Genomic DNA, 24886 nt, shown 5'->3' with positions numbered 1-24886 from the left:
TATTTTTGAATAAACTTAATTTTAAACAATATGATGGATTTCGAACAAATTGAGATTGAAAAATGGCTAGACATAGCACTAGAGTACGGCGTTAAACTTCTTGGAGCCATAGTTATATGGATTATTGGATCTTGGATTATTTCAAAACTCTTAAATGGTATTAAGACAGTAATGTCTAAAGGTAATTACGACGAGAGTCTTCAAGGCTTCTTAACTAATCTAGCAAGTTGGGGATTAAAAATTGTATTAATAATTGTTGCTTTAGGCACCTTAGGAGTTGAGACCACCTCGTTTGCGGCCATTCTTGCAGCGGCAGGTTTAGCAGTTGGTTTAGCTTTACAAGGTTCATTATCTAACTTTGCTGGAGGTGTATTAATTATGATATTTAAACCTTTTAAATTGGGTGATTTAATTGAAGCACAAGGCGAAATTGGTGCAGTTAAAGAAATTGCGATTTTCACCACTAAACTAACTGGTTTATCGAATAAAGAAATTATCATTCCTAACGGAACTTTATCTAATGGGAATATTGTAAACTATACGACATCGGGAACGCGACGTGTAGATTTAACCTTTGGAGTTGGTTACGATTCAGATATTAAGAAAACAAAAGAAGTTTTAATGCAGGTATTAACATCACATCCATTGGTTTTAAAAGATCCAGCTCCTACAGTAAATGTTTCAGAATTAGCTGATAGTTCCATTAACTTTGCAGTTCGACCATGGAGTAAATCTGCCGATTATTGGACAGTATATTTCGATGTTACAGAAAACGTAAAAGAAGCACTTGATGCGGCTGGAATTGAAATTCCTTACCCACACCAAGTTGAAATTCATAAAGAAGCTTAAGACTTTGGTTTCGGCTTTAGAGCCACAAAATCTTTTAAGTAATACGGTTCAAAATAAGCGACATCTTCGGTGTCGCTTTTTTTATACTTACTATTAGCGATAGCACCCATATCATTTGACGACGGTAATTTACCATCTACAAACCTTGCATTGGGGTGCTTAATGAGTGTTTTTGTTTTTTCAACACCATTACCAACAAAATAAACAAGCCCTTTTTCTAGATACTTACTAAAAGAACTTTCATCTAAAATTTCAGCTTGCGTTTCGCGTATTTCTCTATAATCTGAATTATAAATCGCTGAATAAACCTCCATACGTCTTGCGTCCAACATCGATACAATAACACCAGCTTCTGCTTTTACTTGGTGCGCCAATGCTTCTAAAGTAGGCACAGAAATTAAAGGCTTATCTAAACCATAACATAATCCCTTGGCCGCAGAAACCCCAATTCGTAAACCGGTATAAGAACCTGGCCCCTTACTTACAGATACGGCTGCAAGCGCCTTGGACGTAATTTGTCCCTCTTTTAAAACCGCATCAATATAAACATGTAAACGTTCAGCATGCGAATAGTTTTTATCGTTGTCCTCCTTTAAAACAATTGTTTCCCCGTCTTTTGAAAGTGACACAGAACAATTCGTAGTTGCTGTCTCTATATTTAGTATGTACGTATTCAAATTAATCTGTTATTGGTTTTCCCATGTAAAAGTCTAAAACTTTTGTCTTAAAAACAAAATCATATTTAGCATTTATTAATGATGCTTGTGCATTTACATATCTCACACGAGCTTGTTCTAAATCATAAGATGTAATAATACCAGCATTAAATCGCTCTTTGGAGTTTTCAAGGGCAATTTCTTGGGCATCTAAAGCTTTTTTAGACGCTACATAAGATTTAAAGGCCCCCTGTGCATCGGTAAAGGCACGTTGTATAGTCGATTCTAAATCGATTTTAGTTTGATTTAAATTTAACAAACTATTTTCTTCATCAATTTTAGATTTTGCAACATTCGTTTTATTTTCAAACCTAGAAAATATTGGAATATTAATACTCACTCTCAATCCATGGGATTTCTGACCATCCAATTGATCAAAAAAGGAAAGCTCATCATCTGTTAAATTTGAAAAGAAGGCACTTGAGCCGAAATTATAACCTCCTGAAACACTCGGATAATAGCCACTTTTTGATATCTCAGAATTCAACTTTGCAATTTCAATATTTTTTTCGGCTACTCTAATTTCATTACGGTTTTCTAAGGCATATTCTAATACTGGTTGAACATCATTATACAACAAAGTACTCGATGGCAAATCAACATCCATAACAGCTACTTCAAAACCATTATAAGACACTTGTAAAAGCTGTGATAAACTTAATAGCGCTAAATTATAATTGTTCTCTGCTAAAGTCACTTCCTGAGCATCTAAACTTACAGTAGCTTCAGCATCATAAATATTAGCTCTTGGTTGCACCCCTGCCTCTACCAAGTCTTTAACCTGAATTAATTGATTGGTGCTAAAACCTTGTTGCGCCTTTGCTATTTCTAAACGTTCCTTATTAAAAAGCACATTCAAATAGGCGTTAACCACATTTAATGAAATATCATCCTTTATACGATTAAGTTCTAATTGATTGCTTTCTAAATTCAACTTTGATTGCCTATACAAATTGGTTAGTCTAAAGCCATTAAAAATGGTCTGATTTAATCCAATACCAACATTCGTACTATTTGAAGTTCTGTTTACAAACTGTCCAGAGAAAACTTCTTCGTTACCAAAAGTTGTACTATGGCCCATACTCCCGCTTAAACTTGGTAAAAACTGACCTTTTGCAGCAATGACATTCTGTTCATTTTGCATCAAATTATTTTGACCTTGTCTAACAGAAATATTGTATTCTAGTGCGTGATCTATACATTCTTGAAGCGTCCAGATTTTTTGTTGCGCAAAAGATACAGAAGCTGTAAAAAGAAAAACGACTATAATATTATTTTTAAGTGTTTTCATAATTAATGTTTCTTACCTTTTTTTCCTTCTTCTTCATTATCCTCTGAAGCTTTGTTCCAAACTTTTATCTTATCACCTTCCTTTACTCCTTTTACAATTTCAACATTGATACCATCAGATAAACCAAGCTCCACATCTTCTTTTTTGTAGTTGTTCTCACCATCTAAAATTTCAACAAAAGGTTTTTCTGTGATGCGGTTGTATTGTAAAAGGGCTTCACGAATTGCCAATACCTTATCCTTATTCTCTAAATCTATTTCAGCATTCGCACTATATCCTGCTCTTATATTCGATTCTAAATCAATTTTCACATCAGCTTTTATGGTAAACTGTACAGCACCGTTTTCTTCAACACCTTTAGGTGCAACAAAAGTTAATTTTGCAGGATATTCTTTATCTTGAATCGCCCCTAACACCACTTTAATGGCTTTTCCTTCTTGTATTTTTCCAACTTCAGCCTCATCAACTTTCCCTTCAAAAATCATTTTACTCATGTCTGCAATCGTAGCAATGGTTGTTCCGTCATTGAAGTTATTACTTTCAATAACTTGATTTCCTTCACGTACAGGGATTTCCAAAATAGTTCCTGAAATTTGAGCAACAATACTTGTATTTGCCGAGTTTCCACCAGAAACAGACCCTCGTTTAATAATCTGATAATCGTTTTGCGCCTGATGAAAAGACTCTTTAGCTTGCCTGAAAGATAATTCGCTGTTTTCAAAATCTTGTTTCGAGATAACACCTTTATCAAATAAACTTTTATTTCTATCGTATAATATTTTCGAGTTTTCAAAAGATAATTTGGCGGTTGTTATTCTACTTTTAGCACTCACTAAATTTTGCTCGTTAGGCACCACACGAATCGTTGCGATTAAATCACCTTTCTTGACAATGTCTCCTTCTTCCACCATAATTTCATCTACAATCCCTGAAATCTGTGGTTTTAATTCAATCTCTTCCTCTGGATTTAACTTTCCTGTAGCCACGGCTTTGGTATTGATAGAAGTGAAAAATGGCTCCTCGACCTTATACTCTGTAATATCTTTAGAGTTGGAGTCTTTAAAATACTTCAAGACAAAAGCTAATAGTACAATAACGACTATGGCTAAAATAATTTTTACGGTTTTATTCATTGTGTTGTTAATTTATTCTTCTCTTAATGCTTCAATTGGTTTTATACTTGTGGCCTTAGTTGCTGGAATAAGGCCAATTAATGTTCCTAAAATTACGAGTATGAGTAGTGCTGCAAAAACAACCGAAATTGATACCGAAGCATTGACTATGGCGGCATCATCACCTTGACCGAAAAAGTGATCTAGTGCAATTAATATCCAGCCTCCAGATATGATTCCGAATAATCCTGCGACTAAGGTGATAAAAACGGCCTCCACTACAATTTGCCTTTTAATCTCGAAAGGTGTAGCCCCTAACGCTCTTCTTAATCCAATTTCCTTGGTACGTTCCTTAACAGTAATCAAAAGGATGTTTCCAATAGCAAAAACACCTGCTATTAAGGTGGCAATCCCAACAAACCAAGTTAAAAATTGCATTCCAGTTAAAAAGCCCGTCATTTTAGCAAACTCCTTCCCTAGATTAAAACTACCAAAAGCTCTGGAATCATCTGGGTGTATGTGATTTAAGTTCTTTAATAACAATTTAGAATCCTCTTCAATCTGCTTGATGTTATATTCCGGTTTTCCTGTAATCATCATCCAACCAATTTCATCACCGCGGTTATATATTTGCTGAAAAGTAGTAAATGGTATATGAACATCTGTTGAAGGTCCCATATTCACATTACCGGTTTCGAACATACCGACCACCTTAAAATTGATGCCGTTTACTTCAATGTATTTTCCAATTGGGTCTTCATCTACTTCGAAGAGTTGCTTGTAAGCATCTTCAGAAATGACAGCGATTTTTTTCCTATCGTTTATATCATTCTGATTAATAAAACGTCCATGAATTAACTTTTTCTTCTGTAATTGATCTAGTAAAGGATAATCCCCTGCCATTTTAAAACTACCTGATAAGAAGTTTCTAGTAATTAAAGTGGACTGTTGACTCCTAGGAAGTACAAACTCTATCCCTTCAACATTATCTTCAATTTTTTTAGCATCGGTAAGTGATAATTTTACGCGTCTGCCTTCTTGAAAACCTTTAAAAGGCATTCCCGTGCTTTGGCCCCATACAAAAACACTGTTTGTAGCAAAGCTTCCGAAGAGTCTGTTAAATGAGTTTTCTAGTCCTCTAGCCGAGCCTAACAAACCAATTAAAAGCAGGATACCCCACCAAACACCTACCATAGTAAGAATAGACCTAAGTTTATTTTTACTTAAGCTATCGAAAACTTCTTGCCAGGTATCTCTATCGAATAAAAATCTAAGCATAATTAATCGTTTCTTAGGGCTATAATTGGTTTAATCTGTGATGCTTTTTTTGCTGGCAAATAACCTGCAATGGCTCCGGCAATAATCAAAGTCAGCGTGGCTCCAAAAACCAAACTATTACTAACGCCAGGGTCTTTTATGAAGTAAACCTCAAGACTAGGCCCAATAAGTTCTAACACGCCAACACCTATTAGAAGTCCAACATATCCAGCTATGGTCGTAATAATAATAGATTCAATTAAAATAATGGATACAATAGAACGCGGTGTGGCTCCTAAAGCTTTTCGAATGCCTATTTCTTTCGTGCGTTCTTTCACCACAAAAATCATGATGTTACTAATGCCCACAATTCCGGCAATCAAGGTTCCAAAACCTATTACTAAAATAATCATAGTTAAACTTGTAGTCATTAATTCGACCTGCTTAGTACCTTCTGCCATGTTCCACATTCTAATGGCACGTTGGTCATTTCTGGCCACGTCAAATTTATCTTTTAAAACCTTTGTAATGGAGTTACCAAACGCTAAGGCTTGATCATTACTCATTTCGGGATTATAGGTTAAGTGCAATAAATCTACAAAATCATTATTCCCATATACAAACTGAGTTGTGGTAATGGGCATGTAAATAACACTCTCTTCACTATCGCCTTCATCGTCGGTAAACACTCCAACAATTTTATATTGAATTCCGCTAAGGTTTATATACTTTCCTATAGGATTTTCTCTGTAGAACAATTCATCTTCTACAACCTTTCCAATAACCACAACTTTTGCATTGTTATTTAGGTCATTTTGATTGATATAGCGCCCTGATTTAACGACATTATTCTCGATAAACATATACTCAGGATAAACGCCACGAAGTTCATAATCATTCTTTTTTCCTCTAAAAGAAGCACTAATACTTTTATTTACTTTAGAAGTAATAAACTGCACTTTATCACCATACTTTTCTTTTATTAACGCTCTATCCTCGTTCTTAAATTGAATTTTCCTGCCTGCCTGAAGCCCCTTATAAGCCTTAGTTGTTTTTCCTGGAAAAATAATGATGGAGTTATTAGCATCGGTACCAAAAGCTTCTTTAAATGTGTTTTTTAAACCATTTGCAATACCAAACAGAATAGCAAAAAGTAAAATGGCAAAAGCTACAGTAAAACCAGACATTAAACTTCGCGTTCTGTTTTTATTGATACTCTGAAATATTTCGCGCCAAAGATCGATATCAAACATATTGCTCTGCTCTAACCTGTTCTACTTTGGTGTCTTCTAGTATGACGCCATCTCTTAAGCGTACGATACGTTTGCACATATTGGCAATATCCTCCTCATGCGTTACCATTAAAATGGTTTTGCCTTCATCATTTAAATGCTGAATAAAAGCCATAATTTCATGAGACGTTTTAGTATCTAAAGCCCCTGTAGGTTCATCGGCTAAAAGTAATTTTGGATTTGCGGCTAATGCCCTTGCAATGGCAACACGTTGTTTTTGTCCTCCGGAAAGTTCCTTAGGCAAATGATGCGCCCATGCCGAGAGTCCTACTTTTTCTAAGTGATATGATGCCTTTTCTAAACGCGCTTTACGTTTTAAACCTTGATAGTATAATGGTAACGCCACATTTTCTAAAGCATTTTTATAATTTATCAAGTTGAAGGATTGAAAAATAAACCCTAAAAATTTATTTCTATAAACTGCCGCTTTTTTTTCGGTAAGGTTTTTTATGGGAAGGCCATCAAGAATATATTCACCTTCGTCGGCTTCATCTAGCATACCGATAATGTTAAGTAGTGTTGATTTCCCTGAACCGGAAGAGCCCATTATGGCTACCATTTCACCTTCTTCAACAGAGAGATCGATACCTTTTAATACATGTAAACTGGAATCTCCTATTTTATAGGATTTATGAAGCTGGTTAATTTTCAACATTTCTAAAAGTATTTTTTGGTAATAGCTTTATAGTAAGACTATCTATACAAAGAAATGTTACAATTATCGGTAAAAAAATTAATTGTTATTTCTTTAACGTATTATATTTTCTATAGACAAAATAAATCATGCCTGCTACTAAAATATAAGGAAAAGCCATAAGATACACAATACCGTCGTTAATACCTTCAGCGGTTGATTGCCCTTCTTCACTTTCTAAAACAGCACGACACATGGCACACTGTGCCTGCCCATAAAAAAAACTAAAAAGCGTAAAAACGATTAAAACAAGACGTGTTTTCATAAAAAATAGCTTAAACGTAATATGGAGAAATCATGATATAAACAACAACTCCTGTTATGGCAACATACAACCATAGCGGAAAAGTAATTCGCGCGATTTTTTTATGCTTCTCAATGTTATTGGTAATTCCTCTAACAAACGTAATAAGCACAAATGGAATAACGACTATTGATAAAATGATGTGTGTTATTAATATGAAATAATAAAAATACTTAAGAAAACCTTCCCCGCCAAACTTGGTAGAATCACTCGTCATATGATAGGCGACATACATCACCAAGAACAAAGTTGAAAGCACAATTGCAGTCGTCATGAGTTGCCTATGTAGTTTTACCTTTTTTCTCTGAATCGCCATAAATGCCAATACCAAAATTAAAGCAGTAAGCGCATTGGTTGAGGCGTAAATTGGCGGCAAAAAAGATAAGGGCTCTACATTAGGAATTTTTACGCCGAACAAAACAGCCACAACTACAGGAATTACTACAGACAAGGCGATAATTAGCTTATTGTATTTCTTTTCGTTTAAAACTTGATGTTCTTGACTCATGGTGTTGGGCTCGGTTATTCTATTTATTCGTTTAATAATTTTTTAATATCAGCTTTTAGTGCAGTAATTTCTTCTTGAACACCATCTTCATCAATTTGTTCTTTTTCTGAAACCACGCCTCGATAATAGATAATAGGATTTCCGAATTCATCTTTTCTTGAACGGATAAAACCATTTTTATCAATGAGCGCAAAATTCCCTGAATGTTCAAAACCACCAACCACATCGGCATCTTCAGCACTATATAAATTAAAACCTTCGTTCGATAATTTATAGATGGCTTCTTTATCGCCAGTCATTAAATGCCAATTGGGATTTGTGATGCCGTAAGTTTCCGCGTAAGCGTTTAATACCTCCTGGGTATCATAATCTGGATTTATGGTGAATGATGCTACGCCAAAATCATCAAAACCTTCAAAGGCATTTTGAATTTGAATCAAGTTTGCATTCATACGCGGACAAATTGTTGGACAAGTCGTAAAAAAGAACTCTACAACATAAACTTTACCGTCGTAATCTTTATTTGTAATGGTTTTGCCTTTATGATCGGTAAATGAAAACGCAGGCACTTTTTTGGCTTCTTCATTGATTTCAATAAAACTTAAATCTGAAGTGCGCCTTGTTTTTTCGGAGGCTAAATCACTCCGACTTTCATTTCTAATCACATCTTCGTTAGTAATTCTATCAACAATTTTCGGAATAAAAAGTATACCAAAAACGAGAATAATGAAAGCTATGCCTATGTATGAATAATTATTTTTCTTCATCTTGAGTATTTAAATCGTTAGCGCGTCTGGTATCCGAATTAAATTCGCCTTTTCGTTTTTGTCTGTACTCTGTAAAAACAATGCGCAAATCGTCGCTCATTTTATTTTTTATTTCGGCCACTTCAATACAATCGTATGAATTTAAAGTATACACAGGGCTGTTTTTTTCAAGCTCTCTATCGGTTCTATCGTCTAGGCGTCCGCGCTGGTTTAAATCTTTATCCACTATAAAAATAAAATCTGTGGATAAATCGGGCCTCAAGTCTTCTCTACTTTTCAAGCTAAAAAACACACGTTTTATGTCGCTAGGCGTTCCAAATACAAAATGCCAGAATCTTAAATCTTCATAAGAGCTAATTTCGGCCTTTAAACCTTTAACAGCTTCCTCGGTGCCGTAAGGCATAAGGATTACTATTTGAAAGCCTTTAAAGCCCTTAAACTTGTCGTAAACCAATTCTTTTAGGTTCGATGCGGCAATGGTTTGGTCTATCGGGTTTACTCCCAAAAAGCCAAGTATGGTAATATGGTCTTTTAAAAGTACTTTCTCCTCTGAATCTGAGGTGAATTGATTTAAATCTATAACCGATTCGTTTACAATATCAAGTGGCTGATAATGGTGTGTGGCTGGATACAAAAACAACAAAAAAGTCACGGGAAGAAAGAATAACACTCCTAAAATCACGTATCTACTTACTTTTTTATAATCCATTGAAAATAGTCTTTTTATTTGCTTTTACAGCGGCGCAAAAATAGAAAAAGGTGGTTAAAAAACCACCTTTACATCTTTATTTAACACTTAATCTGTATGCCAAATAGCTACAGTTAATAATCTTTAAAAATCTCTTTTGATATATCCGTTATCGTATACATCGAATACATACCCACCTTCTTGTAATAAGATAAAAACTAGGTAAGCAATTAGAAATATTCCTGTCCATACTACAGCACGTCTTAAACCAGGCGTTTCGTCACGCATGTGCATGAAGTCCCAAGTAATATAATAAGCTTTCACTATGGTTAGAATGATAAAAATCCAGTTTAGAGCTTTCATCCCTAAAACTTGACCCATTAAAATTTCTGGTTTAATAATACCAAGAATTACTTCTATTACAGTAACAATCGTTAAGAATATTAAAACTCCCCAAATTTTTTGAGTATTTGATTTGAATTTTAATGCGCCTCTAAAAATTTCTAACTTATGTTCGTGTGCCATTTTTTTGTGTTTTAGATTCCTTACTTAAGGAATGAAAAATAAATTATGATTAGATTTCCTACTTCTAGGAAATGAAAATTAAATGTAATTCAATTAAACTAGGTAGAAGAATGTAAATACAAATACCCATACTAAATCGACAAAGTGCCAGTATAAACCAACCTTTTCAACCATCTCGTAACTTTTACGTCTTTCGTAAGTTCCAACAACAACGTTGAAGAAAATAATGATATTTAATATCACACCTGAAAATACGTGAAATCCGTGAAATCCTGTAATAAAGAAAAAGAAGTCAGCAAATAAAGGAGAACCATATTCATTCTCTTGAAGATTAGCGCCTTCTACAACCTTTACACCGTAAGTTTGTATTAATTTGATTGATTCATCTCTAGACAACACTGTTTTATGTCCTTCCTCAGTTAATTTTTGAGTTCTCACTAAAACATGATCATTTGCTTTTAAACCGCTTAACACTTCTTCAACAGTAAAACTTGGTAAAGACCCTTCGGAAACAAACCACAAACCATTTTTGTTCTCTTGTTGCACACGTTCTGCATGAGCATCTGCAATAGCAAAATCACCAATAGCAACACGATGTCCTTCAGTATCCACAAATTGTAAAATGTTTCCACCTTTAGTTTTTACTGCGCCGTACTCACCTTTAATAAATGTATTCCACTCCCAAGCTTGAGAACCCACGAAAATTAAACCACCTATAATGGTTAAGAACATGTAAATGGTTACTTTACTTTTATTCAAATGGTGACCTGCATCTACGGCTAATACCATAGTTACAGACGACATAATAAGAACAAATGTCATAAAAGCCACATAATACATTGGTGCATCTACACCATGTAAAAATGGAAAGTGAGTAAAAACTTCATCGGCGATAGGCCATGAATCGATAAATTTAAATCTTGAAAATCCGTAGGCTGCTAAGAACCCTGAAAACGTTAATGCATCTGAAACGATGAAAAACCACATCATCATTTTTCCATAACTTGCTTTTAAAGGCTCGTTACCCCCTGTCCAAGTTTGGTTGTCTGGTCCAGCGTTTACAACTGTAGTACTCATATATAATGGTTGTTATTTATAAAGTTGCACAAAAATAATCATTTTATTCATCTGACGAAATATACACCTTGAAATTTTAAACTATGATAAATATCAGTTTCACTGTGGTTTAAGCGTTAAAATTATCAAAAAACCCAAAAAAAGAATCGTATTACCTTACAAAGTATAGGAATAAAAAGAGGTAAACCCATAGAATATCAATGAAATGCCAAAAAGTAACGGCCAATTCAAATCCTAACATATTGGTTGCACTGTACTTCTGTTTAATTTGATTAAAAATTACAACCAATAAACAAATGAGTCCCACAAGCACGTGTACAATGTGTACCAATGCAATTAAATAAATGTAAGACATGGTTACATTACTTGTCGGTCCCGTAAAATTATAGCCCAAATCAATAATTTGCTGAAACCCTGAAAACTGATTGTAAATAAATATAATTCCTAAAACTAGGGTGGTTAGTAACCACAATAGCGTTCCTTTTGAAGAACCTGCTTTAAGTGCTTTTTTGGCTAAAATAAATGTGATGCTACTTAATACAATAACTGCAGTACTAATTAAAAAGGCACTAGGCAATTGGAAGTCTTTTAACCAATCGGGTCTACTACTACTTACCACGAAAGCACTGGTCCAACCAGCAAAAGACATCACTAATGAAATGATACCAAACCAAAGCATCATCTTTTTTGCTCTGCCAATTTTTTCTTCTTTAGTCCCTTGCGTTAAATCCATGGTTATCGTAAAAATTTATCTAAAACATAAACAATTTGAATTAAAGTAATGTAAGACACACTAGCTAACATTAGTTGTCTGGCTGCCTTTTCGGTCATTTCTCGAAACAATCTCACAGCGTAATGCAGCATAAATAACCCGAATAAGAATACAATTACAGCAGCTACTATAGACAATTTTAATTCTCCTGTAAAGCCGAATACAGGAATAACAGACACGATTATAGTCCAAATCGTATACATAATAACTTGTACGGCCGTTCCTTTATCTTGTTTACCTGTAGGCAACATAAAGAAACCTCCTTTTTTATAATCTTCAAACAAAAACCAACCAATAGCCCAAAAGTGTGGGAATTGCCAAAAAAATTGTAGGGCAAAAAGCGTACCTGGTTCTATACCAAAATTATTTGTAGCCGCTACCCAACCTAACATAAAAGGTATGGCTCCAGGAATAGCACCTACAAAAACCGAAATTGGTGTTTTAGTTTTTAGGGGTGTATAAACACAGGTATACAGAAATATAGAAATCGCACCAAACATAGCTGTTTGTTTGTTGATCGTGTATAAAATGATTATACCTAATAAAGTAAAGATGGAAGCAATAACGAAGGCCGTTTTTACAGACATGCGTCCCGCAGGAATGGGTCTATTTTTAGTACGATCCATCAACGCATCTAAATCCTTTTCAATAATTTGATTGAAAGCATTAGAAGCACCAACCATAAAATAACCGCCAAATGCAAGTAAAGTAAGTACTTTTAAATCGATAATATCCACCCCCAATAAATACCCAGCAAGAGAAGAAAACACCACACTTAAAGACAAGCGCATCTTGGTGATTTCTTTAAAATCGGAAATAACTGTAGGTTCTTTTATGGCTGTATTGGAGCGACTCAATGTAAACTTTGTTGATGGTTTTGCTAATGCGAGTGCAAAGATACTCTATAAAAGCATTTTAGCAAGCCGAATAAAGTTAAAATAGCAACAGCAAAAAGCAGAAGCTTTATTAAAAATCGAAATACCAATTAAACAAATCCGATCGCACACCAAAAGTAAACCATACGGTATTGTTTTTATAGGTGGTAGATGTCGTTGCATTGGGATCAAAATCCCTAAAGGTCACATCACCAAAAATCTTCATATTTGAAGCAGCATTTAACAAATACCCCGCTTGAAAGTTTCCGTTGAAGATATTGGTTTTAATACCTTGCCCTATTTCCACACCGGTATCAAACGGACGATCAAAATAATCTCGATAAATATCTCCACCGTAACTAAAATCGTCAACCCCATCATCAAAATCGAAACCACGAACCCCAAAAATAAGTTTAGCATTAGCAAACCAGCGATTGTAATGATAACGTCCAATTATAATAGCCTCACTAAAATTCGAATTCCATAAATGTGCCATAGATTGACTACTATGCGCATAATTTAAAACAATGGTATTATGTGAATAGGTATAAGGACGTACGCGATTATATTCAAATTGAAGTAATAAATTATCAACTTTAAAGGCATCGTAATATTTAATACCCAATTGATAGCCATATTTGTTCTTATAACTCTTTTCTCCTCCAGTAATATCACCAAGAGAAAATTCATCTAAAATAAATTGACCATAAATATTAATATTGTCATTCCATTTATACTTTGCTGTAGCTCCCATAAGCGCATTTCCAGCACCTTGTCCTGTTTCAAACTCTACAGCTCTATAAAATATAATTGGGTTTAAGTAATTAATATCAAAGCCTCTATTGTTAGAATTATCCCAAACAACAGATTCAAAAAGCCCTACATTTAAACGTTTAGAGACATTCCAACTTAAAAAGTGATTACCAATATACTTTCTCTTAAAAGCTTTATCCTCGACCACCTCAGGACGCACATCGGTTAACCACATCCATGTGTTTGTATATTTCATTTTCCAAAAAGTCGTGTTTATTTTGAAAAAAGGGTGCGGACTTGCAACATCACTTAAAACCAAAGAACGATAACCATCTCCTATAAAATTTTTACCATGACCAAACTGAAAATTAAAATAATTTGATGGTGTATAAGACAAGTAAGCCTCGGCTACAGGATAATCGTATGCATCCGTTTTATAGCGTTTGGCAATCCCTCTTCCAGGGATAATTGCTGGATCTGGACCAAACCCTTTTAGGGTTTCCGCATAGCGATTAAAGTAATCGGCAAAACGCCCTTGGCTTTCTAAAAAGGAGGTATAGAAACTAAATTTATCTCCAAAACCACCCTGAACTACAAGCCCTCTAGTATTATTATAAGTATAACTGAAATCGGCATCGGTATCTTTACCAACTTGAAGATCAAAAACGGGATCGATTGTAAACCAATAATTAGCAGTTTGAAGTTCTACAAAATGTTCATTCCAAAGCTTACGTCCTACCCACGTTTTTCTATCCTGAAGTAATTTTTCATTTTCAGCATTGAAATCGTAATACTTGGCTACTTCAGAATAAATAAAAGGTTTCGCCCCAGTGTGACTATTGGTACCCACAAGATTCATCTCTTTGTCAAACTTTGCATATTGACTATGTACAAAGGGAATATTTAACTGACTCTTGTAGTTAGGTTTATCAAACCGAATCGTTCTTGCTGTTACACTATCGAATTCACGTTTTGCTTTTGCTTCTAAAGCACTTATTTTATTAACTTTTGCTAAATCCTGGGAAGTCACTTTTTGATTTACCAAAGGGATTTGTATAGGAAAGGAATATTGCTTAAACGTATTTCTTGAGTTATGTGTTGCTGGCTTCACCCTTGGGAATTCTGAAAAAACTCGAATGGTTTCTTCCTTCAACTCTTCATAAAAAGCATCAATGTAAATGACACGAAAAGCTCCTAAAGTGTCTACTTCAAAAAGCACCACCACTTCTCCTTTATAGTCCTCCTTATAAACACGTTCTGGCACCTTAAAATTATTGTAGATATGATCGAAAACACTTTGATCAAAACATTGTTGAAGTGCATCTATGGCAACCGATTCACATTCAGTAAAAACCGGAGGTTTCTCTTTTGAAAATGGTTGCTGAGCAAAACTATAATGCTGAACTATAAGAAGGAGTAGGACAATGAATTGCTTCATGCTTATTGGGTTCGAATGGTTTTAGAGACGAAAGATACTATATTTTTTATATTCTTAATTTAAAGTTAAACCTTTAAAGTAAATTATACCATTTCTACTTTTAATTTCCGCCAATAAATTAAAAGCAGAAACGGTATTAGCAGCACAAAAAAACCGCTATCCTAATTAAAGATAACGGTTTCTGAATATAATCTACTGTACCTGGAACACAATAGGCAACGTGTAAATAACACCTACATTTTTATCACGCTGTCGTCCTGGCTTCATTTTTGGAATAATTTTTATAACACGCTCCGCCTCCTTTTTAAGTTTTGGATGTGGAGCGCGGGTTTTAACATTGGTTACATGCCCTGTCTTATCGATTGTAAACTGCACATTAATTCTTTGCCTTCCCGTTAACCCATAATCTGTTGCTATAGCACTTCCATCAAATTTTCTACGCATAAGCATGGAGATTTTCTCAGACATGCACTTCTTTCGAGCTAGATTGCCTTTTGAATTTTCACAACCAGGATATATAGGTGCATCCTCAATGATTGCAAAAGGAACTGGCGCTTCATCCGTTGGTTTCTCAACCAATGGAATTAAGGCACCGGGATTTAAAACTACTGGCTCTTCCTTTTTTACAACCTCATCCTTAAATGGAACATCTGGTTCATCATCTTCTATGACTTCAAAAGTTAAGGGTTCTTTTTTACTTCTTTCCTTAACAGGTTCTCTCGGCACCTCAGGAACTACTGTTTTAATTAATGGCACATCAACCCATACAACCTCCTTGATGGGAGGTAAATCGTCTTTGTAGCTAGGTATCGTTGTTTCAAAATTCATTTCCAACAATGCAAACACTACAAGCAAACACATAATTAATCCCACCTGAAAATAAATCATGGTGTTTTTTCGTAAATTAGCATCATGCTTCTGTGATTTTTTCACGAATTTCTCATTTTGCCGAATGAGTTCGTGAGTTTTCTTTTGATCACTCATAATAAATATAGATTTTATGTTAATATTATGATAAAATCACAAGAAGCGTACCAAAAAAGAAATCCCGTTACATTAAAATGTAACGGGATTTTATATTTAAGCTTTAAAGAACTCTAATAGTTCTAATTTAAGCTATAGGATTTAATCTTGAACTTGGAAAATAATAGGTAAAGAATATGGAACGTTTACCGGTTTACCACGTTGCTTTCCAGGCTTCATTTTAGGTAATAAGTTAATTACACGCGCAGCTTCTTTTTCTAATCCTGGGTGAGGCGCTCTAGCTCTTACACCAGTAATTGATCCTGTTTTGTCAATCTTGAAAATCACATTAATACGTTGTCTTCCTGATAACCCTAACTCACTCGCTAACTCTGTATTGAATTTTTTATTTACAAATTGAGAAATCTTTTTAGACATACAATCTCTTTTCTCATTGTTGCTACCTTTTTCACATCCTGGAAAAACGGGTACGTTTTCAATAACTGAAAATGGTACATCAGCATCTTCCTCTACTTCTTCAACCACTACTTCTTCAACCTCTACGATTTCAGTTTCTTGGTCTACCTCCGTAGATTCGATTACTGTTTCTTCAACCTCAACCTCATCTTCTACAATTTCGATAACCTCAGGTGCTGCAGGTGGCGGTGGTGGCGGTGGTGGAGTTTGTATTTGCTCTGTTAATGGAATATCTTCTTCTAATTCCTCATCCATACTAACCATTCCAATATCTATATCCTCCTTATCGTAGGTTTTATAGTTTATTGCATAATTTGTAAGAAATAGCATTAACGCTAGACCAACTGCAAAGTATAATGAACTGTTACGTCCAACATTTGCTTTAGGATTTTTTTTAAGTTCCATAATTTAATTCGTTTATCAAGATTGCTAAAATAACTATTTATTTACCAAAATAACAAGCGTTTCAAAAGTTTTTAACGCAGGATTTTGTTTTTAACCATTAGTAACAAAGATGCTAACAAGGCACCAATTGTGTTGGCGACCATATCATAAACATCCAAAGCTCTAGAAACTGTCATTGTATCTTGCAGTACCTCAATAAGTATACCAAAAGACACTGCCAAAATTAAGGCATACCAAATTGCTTGTTTTTCTTTAAAATTGAAATTAAAAAAGAAAGTCGCAAACCACAACATGGTTAACAGTCCGTAAGCTAAAAAATGAAAAATCTTGTCACCAAAGGAAACACCAACATCTGGTAGATCATTAAGAGTGATAAGACAAACTGTTGCTAGCAATACGGTATAGCCAACTGTAGCAACGGGAACGATGATTTTAAGCACCAATAAGCGCTTTATAATCATCGGCAGACATTAAGCTTTCTGCTTGAGAAAGATCTGAACATTTCACCTTAATCATCCATCCTGCACCATAAGGGTCTGAATTTACATTTTCAGGCTCATCTTCTAACGATTCATTAAACTCTATAATTTCACCAGATAGCGGTAAAAATAAATCAGATACCGTTTTAACAGCTTCTACAGTTCCAAAAATTTCATCTGCGTCTAACGTTTCATCTAGAGTCTCAACCTCCACATATACAATATCCCCTAATTCACTTTGTGCAAAATCTGTAACGCCTATTGTAGCAATATCGCCTTCCAATTTAACCCATTCGTGATCTTTAGTGTACTTTAATTCTGAAGGAATGTTCATCTCTAATATTTTAAGTTAATAATAAACAACAAATGTATTTATTCAAATGTTAAATTCAAATAGCATAAATGTTAATTCCCGAAATTATATCGGATAGTAAGTCCCGAACGTACAGTTGTTTGTGGAAATGCCGTTGAAATAGCGTAATCAGAGAAGGTATAATCGAAATAAAAGATACCTGTTAAATTTTTACTGAACGCGTAATCGGCAGTATATTTCACACCCCAGATCGTTTGCCCTGAGGTAATCTGATTATTATTTAAATCCAAATATCTCACAATTGTTTTATTATCTCTTACCGAAACATCGGCTTTCATATTTAAATCACTAATAATACGCTTTTGTGGTCCAGCCAGTTTAGAGCGAATTCGTAGATCTTTGATGCGATAACCTAAACCTAAAATATATTCATTACCATGAACTTCGGTCATTAAATTATTATCAAAACTTAATGATAATAATCTGTCCTTTTTCATTTCAGCCAGAATCTTAACCGAGTTTTTCATCTCCATATCTAAACGAAATAAAGGACTAAACATTTCAGTTAAATTGATATTACTGTATAAGTTTTCATTTTTATAGTTCCCAGATTGATCTAAGGCCTCTGGAGGTTGATTCGCATAAGGTACTCCTGGAATAGGTTTTTCATTAGCTGCAGATTCTAAATTCAAATTTAAATTGGTTGAAAACTGATTAATTGTATAAGTTGAACGGTAACCGTGTGTTAATGAGAAACGCTTAAATTTTTTCTTAAACCATGAAAACTTCATAAACCCAGTATACTTTAAATCCCAGTTTGGAATTGGCACATTTCTAAATGAATCCGTAGTTATACTTTCGGCATCTTTACCTTGATAGGCCGCTAAAAATGATGGTAATAACACTTTTTGATTGCTTTTACCAAAACCTAAAGGATACCCTTCAGCATCTCTGGCGTAGTTACTCGTACCATAAAATTCTTGCGCCAAGCGTTCAGCTATTTCTAATCGGTTTGATCTAAAATCACTAAAGGCCTGTGAAGTTGTTTCATCACTAGGCTGGAAAGCAGTTTTTATCAACAACGTTGAAATATTAAAATTACCAAACGTATTTGGGGTTAATTCAATATATTCCTGATTTTCAATCTTATAGTTTTCGGCATAATTCTCGTAATAGGCACGCGAACCAACGATATCAATTTTCAAATCGCGAACGGGCTGTAAACTCGCTGAGATATCTAATTGCTTTGTTTCTGTAGTTGTATACTGCTCATTAAATTCAGGGTAAACGGTTAACCAACCTTTTCTTGCTGCTAAATGTCTCACATCACTCTGTCCTCCAAAAATAAATCCGACACTAGGTTTTAAAGTCCCAATAAAACCTGGAGACTGAAGGTAACCTGGTAAAAAAGTACCATTGTTTTCAGAATAATTTATTTGAATTCGTTTTACACTTGTTATTAAATCAATCCCTGCATTTAGTAATTTAGTACCCGATTGACCATTCGATTTTGGTTGAGGTCCATTTTTAGATTCACCCTGTTCACCCGCTGCAGCTCCACCTGGAGTACTACGTCTTCGTGCTCTACTAATTGGTTTTTTTGTTAAACCAATATACTTATACAGACGATTCATATCCATTGATGAATTGATATTATGAACATTGGAGTTCTGAATCGTGTTTCCTAAATCATAATTAACACCATTCAATGGTATATTACTATATAAATCGGAACCTTTTTGCCACTGAAAACTTCCTGTATATTGATAGGTAACATCTAAGAAACTAAAGGTTGGTATTTTATTTAATGGCAACTGGTAGGTAATCCCCAGATTATTTGATTGTCGGTTAGGATCTCCAAAATCTAACATGCCATCCCACACACCTAAACTATTATCTTGTTCTCCTGCAATTAAATCGTCATTAACAAAATAGTTACGCACAATATTATTGTTGGTAGCCGTAAAATTAAGTTGCAAGGATTTAGTTAAATTATAATTAATCGCATATTGGAAATCGAATAAATAATTTCTTCTATATAATTCTTCAATAGCGATATTACTTCCGGTAAGATCAACTTCCCTAAACTTTTGCCTATTGAATTGTCTATTTAAATCACTATTAACTGTAAAACTGGCTGGCAACAGGTTCAAATTAAAATCCTTTAAAATCTTCCAATATTTCCCTACAAACAATGAATCATTCTTCTTAAAAGGTTCGACAACCAAAGGCTCAAAATTATGGGCAAAATTAGCACCTAAACGTAACGTTTTATTTACAGAGTTTTCAATCTCAAAATCACGATGCTCTATTTTATTAAATGAATAATTGAGGGTTAAATTCTCTACATCATAAAAGCGTGGTTTTGCATCGGTTGTTCTTATTTTACGTACCCCTATAAAATTAATACTTTGTCTGCTGGTATGGTCTTCAGATTGCTCTTTGATGGCGTCTCTATCAGATTCGCTATTTGCTGCGTCTAATCGGGATTTCAACGTTAAATCTTTATATAATTGATCGTATTTAGGGGTGATTAACTCTTCACTTTGACCATAATTGAATGGTATTTGTATCCCTAATTTTTTAGGTAATAATTGCCCAACATTAACATTAGTAACAACATCGTATTGCTGAACATCTTCTAAGCTACGCTGACTAGGGCCTTGCTCTAAAGAACCAAAGCCAGAAGTACTCTTTCTTCCTGTAGCACTAACATTTGCAAAATCGGCGATATTAGAATCCATACTTAATATAGCAGCCCAACCTCCTTGATTATCTAAATCGGACAATCGTAATTCATTAAACCAAATCTCACCACAAGCATCCGTAGAACTCACATTTTTAACGCCTACCATAAGTGTTCTAATGTCTCCAAAGTTTGGGTTTCCTTTAATACCTATACGATGCTGCCCCAATACATATCCCAAAAATGGATCACCAACCGGTACAACATCATTACCTATGACATCGTAAAATGCTAAATCAGAATTTCCGTTAGAAATACTTTCCGCTTTTATCTTACCAAGCATTTCAACAGCAAGGTTTATCTCGTTGTTTTCTGGCCATAGTTCTGATCCAGATACCTGTAGAGGGATTTCTATTTGATAATAGTTTTCAGTAAGGTCATTCCCCATACGAATAAACCCTACCAAATCACCATCTCCTAAACTTCCAACGGCTACATCTTGATCTTCAGCGTGAATAAACATTCGCATACGTTTATATTGACGCATATCTAAATCAATGTTTTTATAAACACCTCTAGAATCTTTCTCTTCTAGACCACAAACTTCTACAACTAAAGATTGTTCGTTTTGACGTACAACAGTATTATTATTAAACAAACGTTCTGGCTCAATTCCAGGAGGACTTTCATAACGGCCTTCATTTTCTAAAGTACCGATAACTCCAACTGAAAATTCTGTATTTGGATCTGTTGGATCTGAATCATTCTCATCTAGAGGCAAAGTATAGCGTCTCCAGTCACTACGTACTAGATCTAGAGTACCAAAACGAAAAACCGTAGGTTCTGTAAACTCCTTTAAATAAATTCTAGAAAAACGCACCGATCTTAAATCTGAAATATTACCTACCGATTTAGCATGCGCACCTTCAACAGGAACTCTAAACTGATACCATCTTACATTTGCAGTCTGACCATTTGGTAAGGGACGCGAGCGCTCTTTATAATCTCTTAAAAACTGCTTCAAGGGGTTACTATCAGGCAAATTATTAAATTCAGCCTCGGTAGTTGGCAGATTTTGTCGGTTTAAGTCCAACTCATATTCATAATAGCTATCAATCGTGTTCATGGTATTATCACGGTTAATATCTTCTACATCGGGTTGTGTATTTGCACCTCTATCGGTGTTAGAGAAACCATCTGGTGTATTTCCGTCTACACCATTATACTTTTTATAACGATCGAAAATATTTCCGTCTGCATTTAAAAAGTAAGTGTAGTTATCGTTGGATGGATCATCACCAAATTGCGCTCCAAATACGTTAGCTTCCTCTGCATCGTTGTAACCGTCATATCCAACATCCTGATTCGTTCGTTCTTGACCAGTACTATCAAAAGCATATACTAATGACTGATTTTGTGGTGTTACCGTTCCCCAAGCAGTAGGTTTTAAAAAAGTCACATCCCCATCTTTTGGCAATCCGTTTTCGTAAAGTTTCTTACCATCTTTAATAATGTCTTCTGAAATATTACCTAAGTTAAAAACCAGTTTCCCTCCTGGATTATTTGGGTTTTCTTGAAAAGGATCTTGTACCCAAAAATCAATATACTCCACATTTTGTTGCTCAAAATCGGTGGATGTAATTTGTCTTGTAATCCCTGCCCAACTATCTTGTGGATTATTTATAACACCACTGGCTGTATTCGGGTCAAAGTTATAAGGTCCTCTTTCGTTAGGGTAATATGCTAAATCTAAAGTAAACAATACCGTATTTTGACCCTGAACTAAATCTCTATTTGGAAAAAGCTCGTTTATAAAAACGCGACTGGTATATAATCCAGAGATATCATCATCGGTCATTCCGTCTGGCCGCTGACTACTATAAAAAACAGGATCGATAGAATACCAGTTTAACAAAGCTCTTTGATAGCCATTTTGAATGCCATTATCGTCTTCATTTGGGTTACTAGGAACATTTAAATCTAAAGGTCTACTCGATAGAAACCATGACAGCTGCGATTTTAAATCGATACCATTTTGCGAACCTTCAAAATCGTCAATATACGAAGTAGCCTCACCATTTAAATCGGTTCCTTTTGGTGCTCCTGGAGATAAATAAGCAAATTCACCCCTAACCGAAACATTAGATTCAACATCAGTATCAATATTTGGCAATTTATTGACTAAACGTGTTAAAAAAGGAACTTTAGTCGCATAGTTTCCATTTATACCAAAAATAGAGTTGTTTATTGATTCCGTACCGTAATTTGCTTTTTGAGTTACTGGACGTTCATTTAAGTTTAAGAATGTTCCACCTAACACGAAATTATCGTTGAATTTATGTTCAACATTCAACCCGGTGAAGCGTCTCGTTTGTTGCCCGAAAACAGCATTATTTTCTGTTGAAACTTCAATAGGTGTATTGGAAGCTTTTAATGCTTCATCTAATATCTGAACCCTTCCCAATTGATAATTTACGGTATAATCTATGCCTTCTACTAAAACACGCCCACCAGCAGTAACACGCACCGATCCACGTGGCACATTAAAAGAACCTATAGGAATCCCGTCGCCTCCAGTAGATTTATAACGCCCTTTTAATTTGAATTTATTTTTTTCTACAGACTCTAAAGCACGTGTTTTTGTGTCTTTGTAAAGAATATCATAAACATACTTTTTCTGATCATCGTTATAGGTGAGTTCATCACTATAGTCTCCACCCCCTAAAATATCAAATAAATATTCACCAAATGGTTCTGCACTAGTAAACACTATTTTCCCATTAGCTGGAATAACTGTAATCCCTGAAACAAAATCGAAGAAACCATCACCTCTTGTTTGTGGGTCATTATTAAAATTCAACTTATCTAAATTGAAAACCCTTAATAAGGGCACATTTTGGATTAAATCCTTTTCATCGGTATTTGGACCGATTGGATTACCATTAATATCGTTTGCAAAATTTCCAGCTACAGGGGTAATAAAGTTTAAAGGTGAAGCTTCGTTATAAAAAATGTTAAGTTTAAAGTCATCTTCCGATAAATTATACGCTCCAGTATCGTAAATATTCTTCATCATTAAATCCCAAACAGGCTGATCAACATTCGTAACACTGCTCTTTAGCATTTTAAGAATTAAACTTGAATTTACCACATTAGTAACATTACCATTAGGATCTGTATCTACGTCGGTAGCATCGATTCCGTCATTTGCAAATTCACCAACTTGATACACCTTACCAGAAAGAGTATATTGAAAAGCAACAGCCAAAACTTCGTCATTACTCAATCGTTGATTTAATGAAATATATCCCAATTCAGAATTTAGGGTATATTCTTGCCCTTCTGTTAATTTTCGAGCATTTTCGAGTTTAGCATAATCAGCACCTTCGCTAACATTTGGCACTAAAATACCGGCTTGTACTGTTGCAATGTCTCTTACAGCCTCTGTAAGTTGTGATCCAGCCCCTCCAATATTAGTAGGATCGAAATCATTATTCCCGTTCTCTGGAAAAGCTCCAGTACTAACATTTACAAAATCGGCAGGTGGTGTTTGTAATCCGATTCTATCCGATTCCCCTAAATCTTGGAAGGCAACCACGTTTCTCACATTTTCAGTTCGATTACTTCTGTTTGTTACCCAAACCTCCAAACGTTTTATTTGTAAACCTTTATTATTAATAAACGGATAGTTTGCTAAAGCGGCATCGTAGGTATCTCTAAAATATTGTGCCAAATAAAAGTGCCTGTTTTCATCATAGTCTCTAATAAAAACGTCGAATTCTTCCAATGTTCCACCCCCTTGTGCTACCACGGTGTTCGATTGTGATTTTTGCTCAGAAAACACTCCAGTTACGGTTGTTTTACCAAACTGAAGTTGTGCTTTTACACCAAATAAACTTTGCGCCCCTGTAATTAGTGAGCTGCTCAAAGGCATACTTACGTTACCCACTTCTATTTTTTGAATGATATCATCCTCGGTAGGCGTGTATTCTAATTTAATTAAATTCTGAAAATCAAAAGTAGACTGTGTATCGTAATTGGCATTAATCTGTAGGCGTTCCCCAACTTTACCAACCAAACTTAAACTGATACGCTGATCAAAATCGAAGGTTAAATTACTCCTGTTTCGTGGAGAAAACGATGGGTTATCTTGTTTTGAAAATAAAATTCCCAAATCCATTTCGACAGAACCTTGAGGAATAATTTCTATGGTATTACCACCAAATATAGATTCAAAAAGCCCTGAATTTATATAAAATTCAGGTAATAAATTTTTTCGCCCCTCTTCTGAACCATCTTTCTTACCATCAAAAGCATCTATTTTCTCTTTGTAATAGGCTCTTAAATTTTCCCTAGCAACTAAAGCGTAATACTCTTTTGGGGATAATATAATAGGAAAACGCAAATTATATTCGCCAATTTTTTCAGTATAGATATAACGATTAGAAACCGGGTCGTATGTATATTTCGACTCAACACTAGCAGGTGTTGGTGTTTTTAGATTACCAACATGATACCCTGGTTGTAACGAATCTTGAGGTGTTTCTTGAGACAAAGCACTCGTTGTGAAACAAAGCACAAAAAGGAATAAAAAACACGGTTTAATTGATTTATAAAATTGAAGGTTAGTTATTTTCAAAATGAA

General features: G+C 34.7%; 21 protein-coding genes. 1 reads left to right on the top strand and 20 read right to left on the bottom strand.

Features of this window, described 5'->3' with window-relative positions; genetic code table 11:
• The first annotated feature begins 33 nt into the window (after nt 1-33).
• Nucleotides 34-849: a mechanosensitive ion channel family protein gene (locus tag KO493_RS07465; RefSeq protein WP_216067594.1), complete on the top strand. Its 816-nt coding sequence runs from the start codon at nt 34-36 to the stop codon at nt 847-849.
• On the opposite strand, the gene tsaB is transcribed toward KO493_RS07465, so the two are convergent.
• From tsaB to sprA, 20 genes are all read right to left on the bottom strand, one after another.
• A complete protein-coding gene (tsaB, locus tag KO493_RS07460) occupies nt 846-1526 on the bottom strand; it encodes a tRNA (adenosine(37)-N6)-threonylcarbamoyltransferase complex dimerization subunit type 1 TsaB (RefSeq protein ID WP_252723178.1) in 681 nt (226 codons plus the stop codon). The two genes, KO493_RS07465 and tsaB, sit on opposite strands and share 4 nt — an antisense overlap.
• A 1-nt stretch (nt 1527) precedes the next feature.
• Nucleotides 1528-2856, bottom strand: coding sequence for a TolC family protein (locus KO493_RS07455; RefSeq protein WP_216067318.1), 1329 nt, complete (start codon nt 2854-2856; stop codon nt 1528-1530).
• Nucleotides 2857-2858: 2 nt separating this feature from the next.
• Nucleotides 2859-3989: an efflux RND transporter periplasmic adaptor subunit gene (locus tag KO493_RS07450; RefSeq protein ID WP_216067317.1), complete on the bottom strand. Its 1131-nt coding sequence runs from the start codon at nt 3987-3989 to the stop codon at nt 2859-2861.
• 12 nt (nt 3990-4001) lie between these two features.
• A complete protein-coding gene (locus KO493_RS07445) occupies nt 4002-5246 on the bottom strand; it encodes an ABC transporter permease (protein ID WP_216067316.1) in 1245 nt (414 codons plus the stop codon).
• A 2-nt stretch (nt 5247-5248) separates the two neighbouring features.
• Nucleotides 5249-6478, bottom strand: a complete 1230-nt coding sequence (locus KO493_RS07440; protein ID WP_216067315.1) for an ABC transporter permease — start codon at nt 6476-6478, stop codon at nt 5249-5251.
• Nucleotides 6471-7172 carry an ABC transporter ATP-binding protein gene (locus tag KO493_RS07435; RefSeq protein ID WP_216067314.1) on the bottom strand — a complete coding sequence of 234 codons (702 nt, stop codon included), beginning with the start codon at nt 7170-7172 and terminating at the stop codon, nt 6471-6473. The genes KO493_RS07440 and KO493_RS07435 overlap by 8 nt, the downstream gene beginning before the upstream one ends.
• A gap of 85 nt (nt 7173-7257) precedes the next feature.
• The gene (locus KO493_RS07430; protein ID WP_216067313.1) at nt 7258-7476 is read right to left on the bottom strand and encodes a hypothetical protein; all 219 of its coding nucleotides are present in this window, start codon (nt 7474-7476) and stop codon (nt 7258-7260) included.
• Nucleotides 7477-7486: 10 nt separating this feature from the next.
• On the bottom strand, nt 7487-8023 hold the full coding sequence (locus KO493_RS07425; protein WP_216067312.1) for a DUF420 domain-containing protein: 537 nt from the start codon (nt 8021-8023) through the stop codon (nt 7487-7489).
• A gap of 23 nt (nt 8024-8046) precedes the next feature.
• Entirely contained in the window at nt 8047-8790 is a 744-nt protein-coding gene (locus KO493_RS07420) for an SCO family protein (RefSeq protein ID WP_216067311.1), read from the bottom strand.
• Complete coding sequence (locus tag KO493_RS07415; RefSeq protein WP_216067310.1) at nt 8777-9499, bottom strand: hypothetical protein; 723 nt, start codon at nt 9497-9499, stop codon at nt 8777-8779. The genes KO493_RS07420 and KO493_RS07415 overlap by 14 nt, the downstream gene beginning before the upstream one ends.
• Before the next feature lie 123 nt (nt 9500-9622).
• Nucleotides 9623-10003, bottom strand: a complete 381-nt coding sequence (locus KO493_RS07410; protein ID WP_216067309.1) for a cytochrome C oxidase subunit IV family protein — start codon at nt 10001-10003, stop codon at nt 9623-9625.
• A 93-nt stretch (nt 10004-10096) separates the two neighbouring features.
• Entirely contained in the window at nt 10097-11080 is a 984-nt protein-coding gene (locus KO493_RS07405; protein WP_216067308.1) for a cytochrome c oxidase subunit 3, read from the bottom strand.
• A 151-nt stretch (nt 11081-11231) separates the two neighbouring features.
• On the bottom strand, nt 11232-11813 hold the full coding sequence (locus KO493_RS07400) for a cytochrome c oxidase subunit 3 (protein WP_216067307.1): 582 nt from the start codon (nt 11811-11813) through the stop codon (nt 11232-11234).
• Nucleotides 11814-11815: 2 nt separating this feature from the next.
• The gene (gene cyoE / locus KO493_RS07395) at nt 11816-12709 is read right to left on the bottom strand and encodes a heme o synthase (RefSeq protein WP_216067306.1); all 894 of its coding nucleotides are present in this window, start codon (nt 12707-12709) and stop codon (nt 11816-11818) included.
• Between the two features lie 109 nt (nt 12710-12818).
• A complete protein-coding gene (locus KO493_RS07390; RefSeq protein ID WP_216067305.1) occupies nt 12819-14918 on the bottom strand; it encodes a gliding motility protein RemB in 2100 nt (699 codons plus the stop codon).
• 192 nt (nt 14919-15110) lie between these two features.
• Nucleotides 15111-15902 (bottom strand): energy transducer TonB, encoded by a 792-nt coding sequence (locus KO493_RS07385; RefSeq protein WP_216067304.1) that lies wholly within the window; start codon nt 15900-15902, stop codon nt 15111-15113.
• 141 nt (nt 15903-16043) lie between these two features.
• A complete protein-coding gene (locus tag KO493_RS07380) occupies nt 16044-16763 on the bottom strand; it encodes an energy transducer TonB (RefSeq protein ID WP_216067303.1) in 720 nt (239 codons plus the stop codon).
• 71 nt (nt 16764-16834) lie between these two features.
• The gene (locus KO493_RS07375) at nt 16835-17224 is read right to left on the bottom strand and encodes a VanZ family protein (protein ID WP_216067302.1); all 390 of its coding nucleotides are present in this window, start codon (nt 17222-17224) and stop codon (nt 16835-16837) included.
• Nucleotides 17196-17576, bottom strand: a complete 381-nt coding sequence (gcvH, locus tag KO493_RS07370; RefSeq protein WP_216067301.1) for a glycine cleavage system protein GcvH — start codon at nt 17574-17576, stop codon at nt 17196-17198. Before gcvH ends, KO493_RS07375 begins: the two co-directional genes overlap by 29 nt.
• Before the next feature lie 71 nt (nt 17577-17647).
• On the bottom strand, nt 17648-24880 hold the full coding sequence (gene sprA, locus KO493_RS07365; protein ID WP_216067300.1) for a cell surface protein SprA: 7233 nt from the start codon (nt 24878-24880) through the stop codon (nt 17648-17650).
• Nucleotides 24881-24886: the final 6 nt, after the last annotated feature.

The organism is Pseudotamlana agarivorans (genome assembly GCF_018860245.1).
Classification (GTDB): domain Bacteria; phylum Bacteroidota; class Bacteroidia; order Flavobacteriales; family Flavobacteriaceae; genus Pseudotamlana; species Pseudotamlana agarivorans_A.
This window is presented reverse-complemented; position numbering and strand designations above follow the sequence as displayed.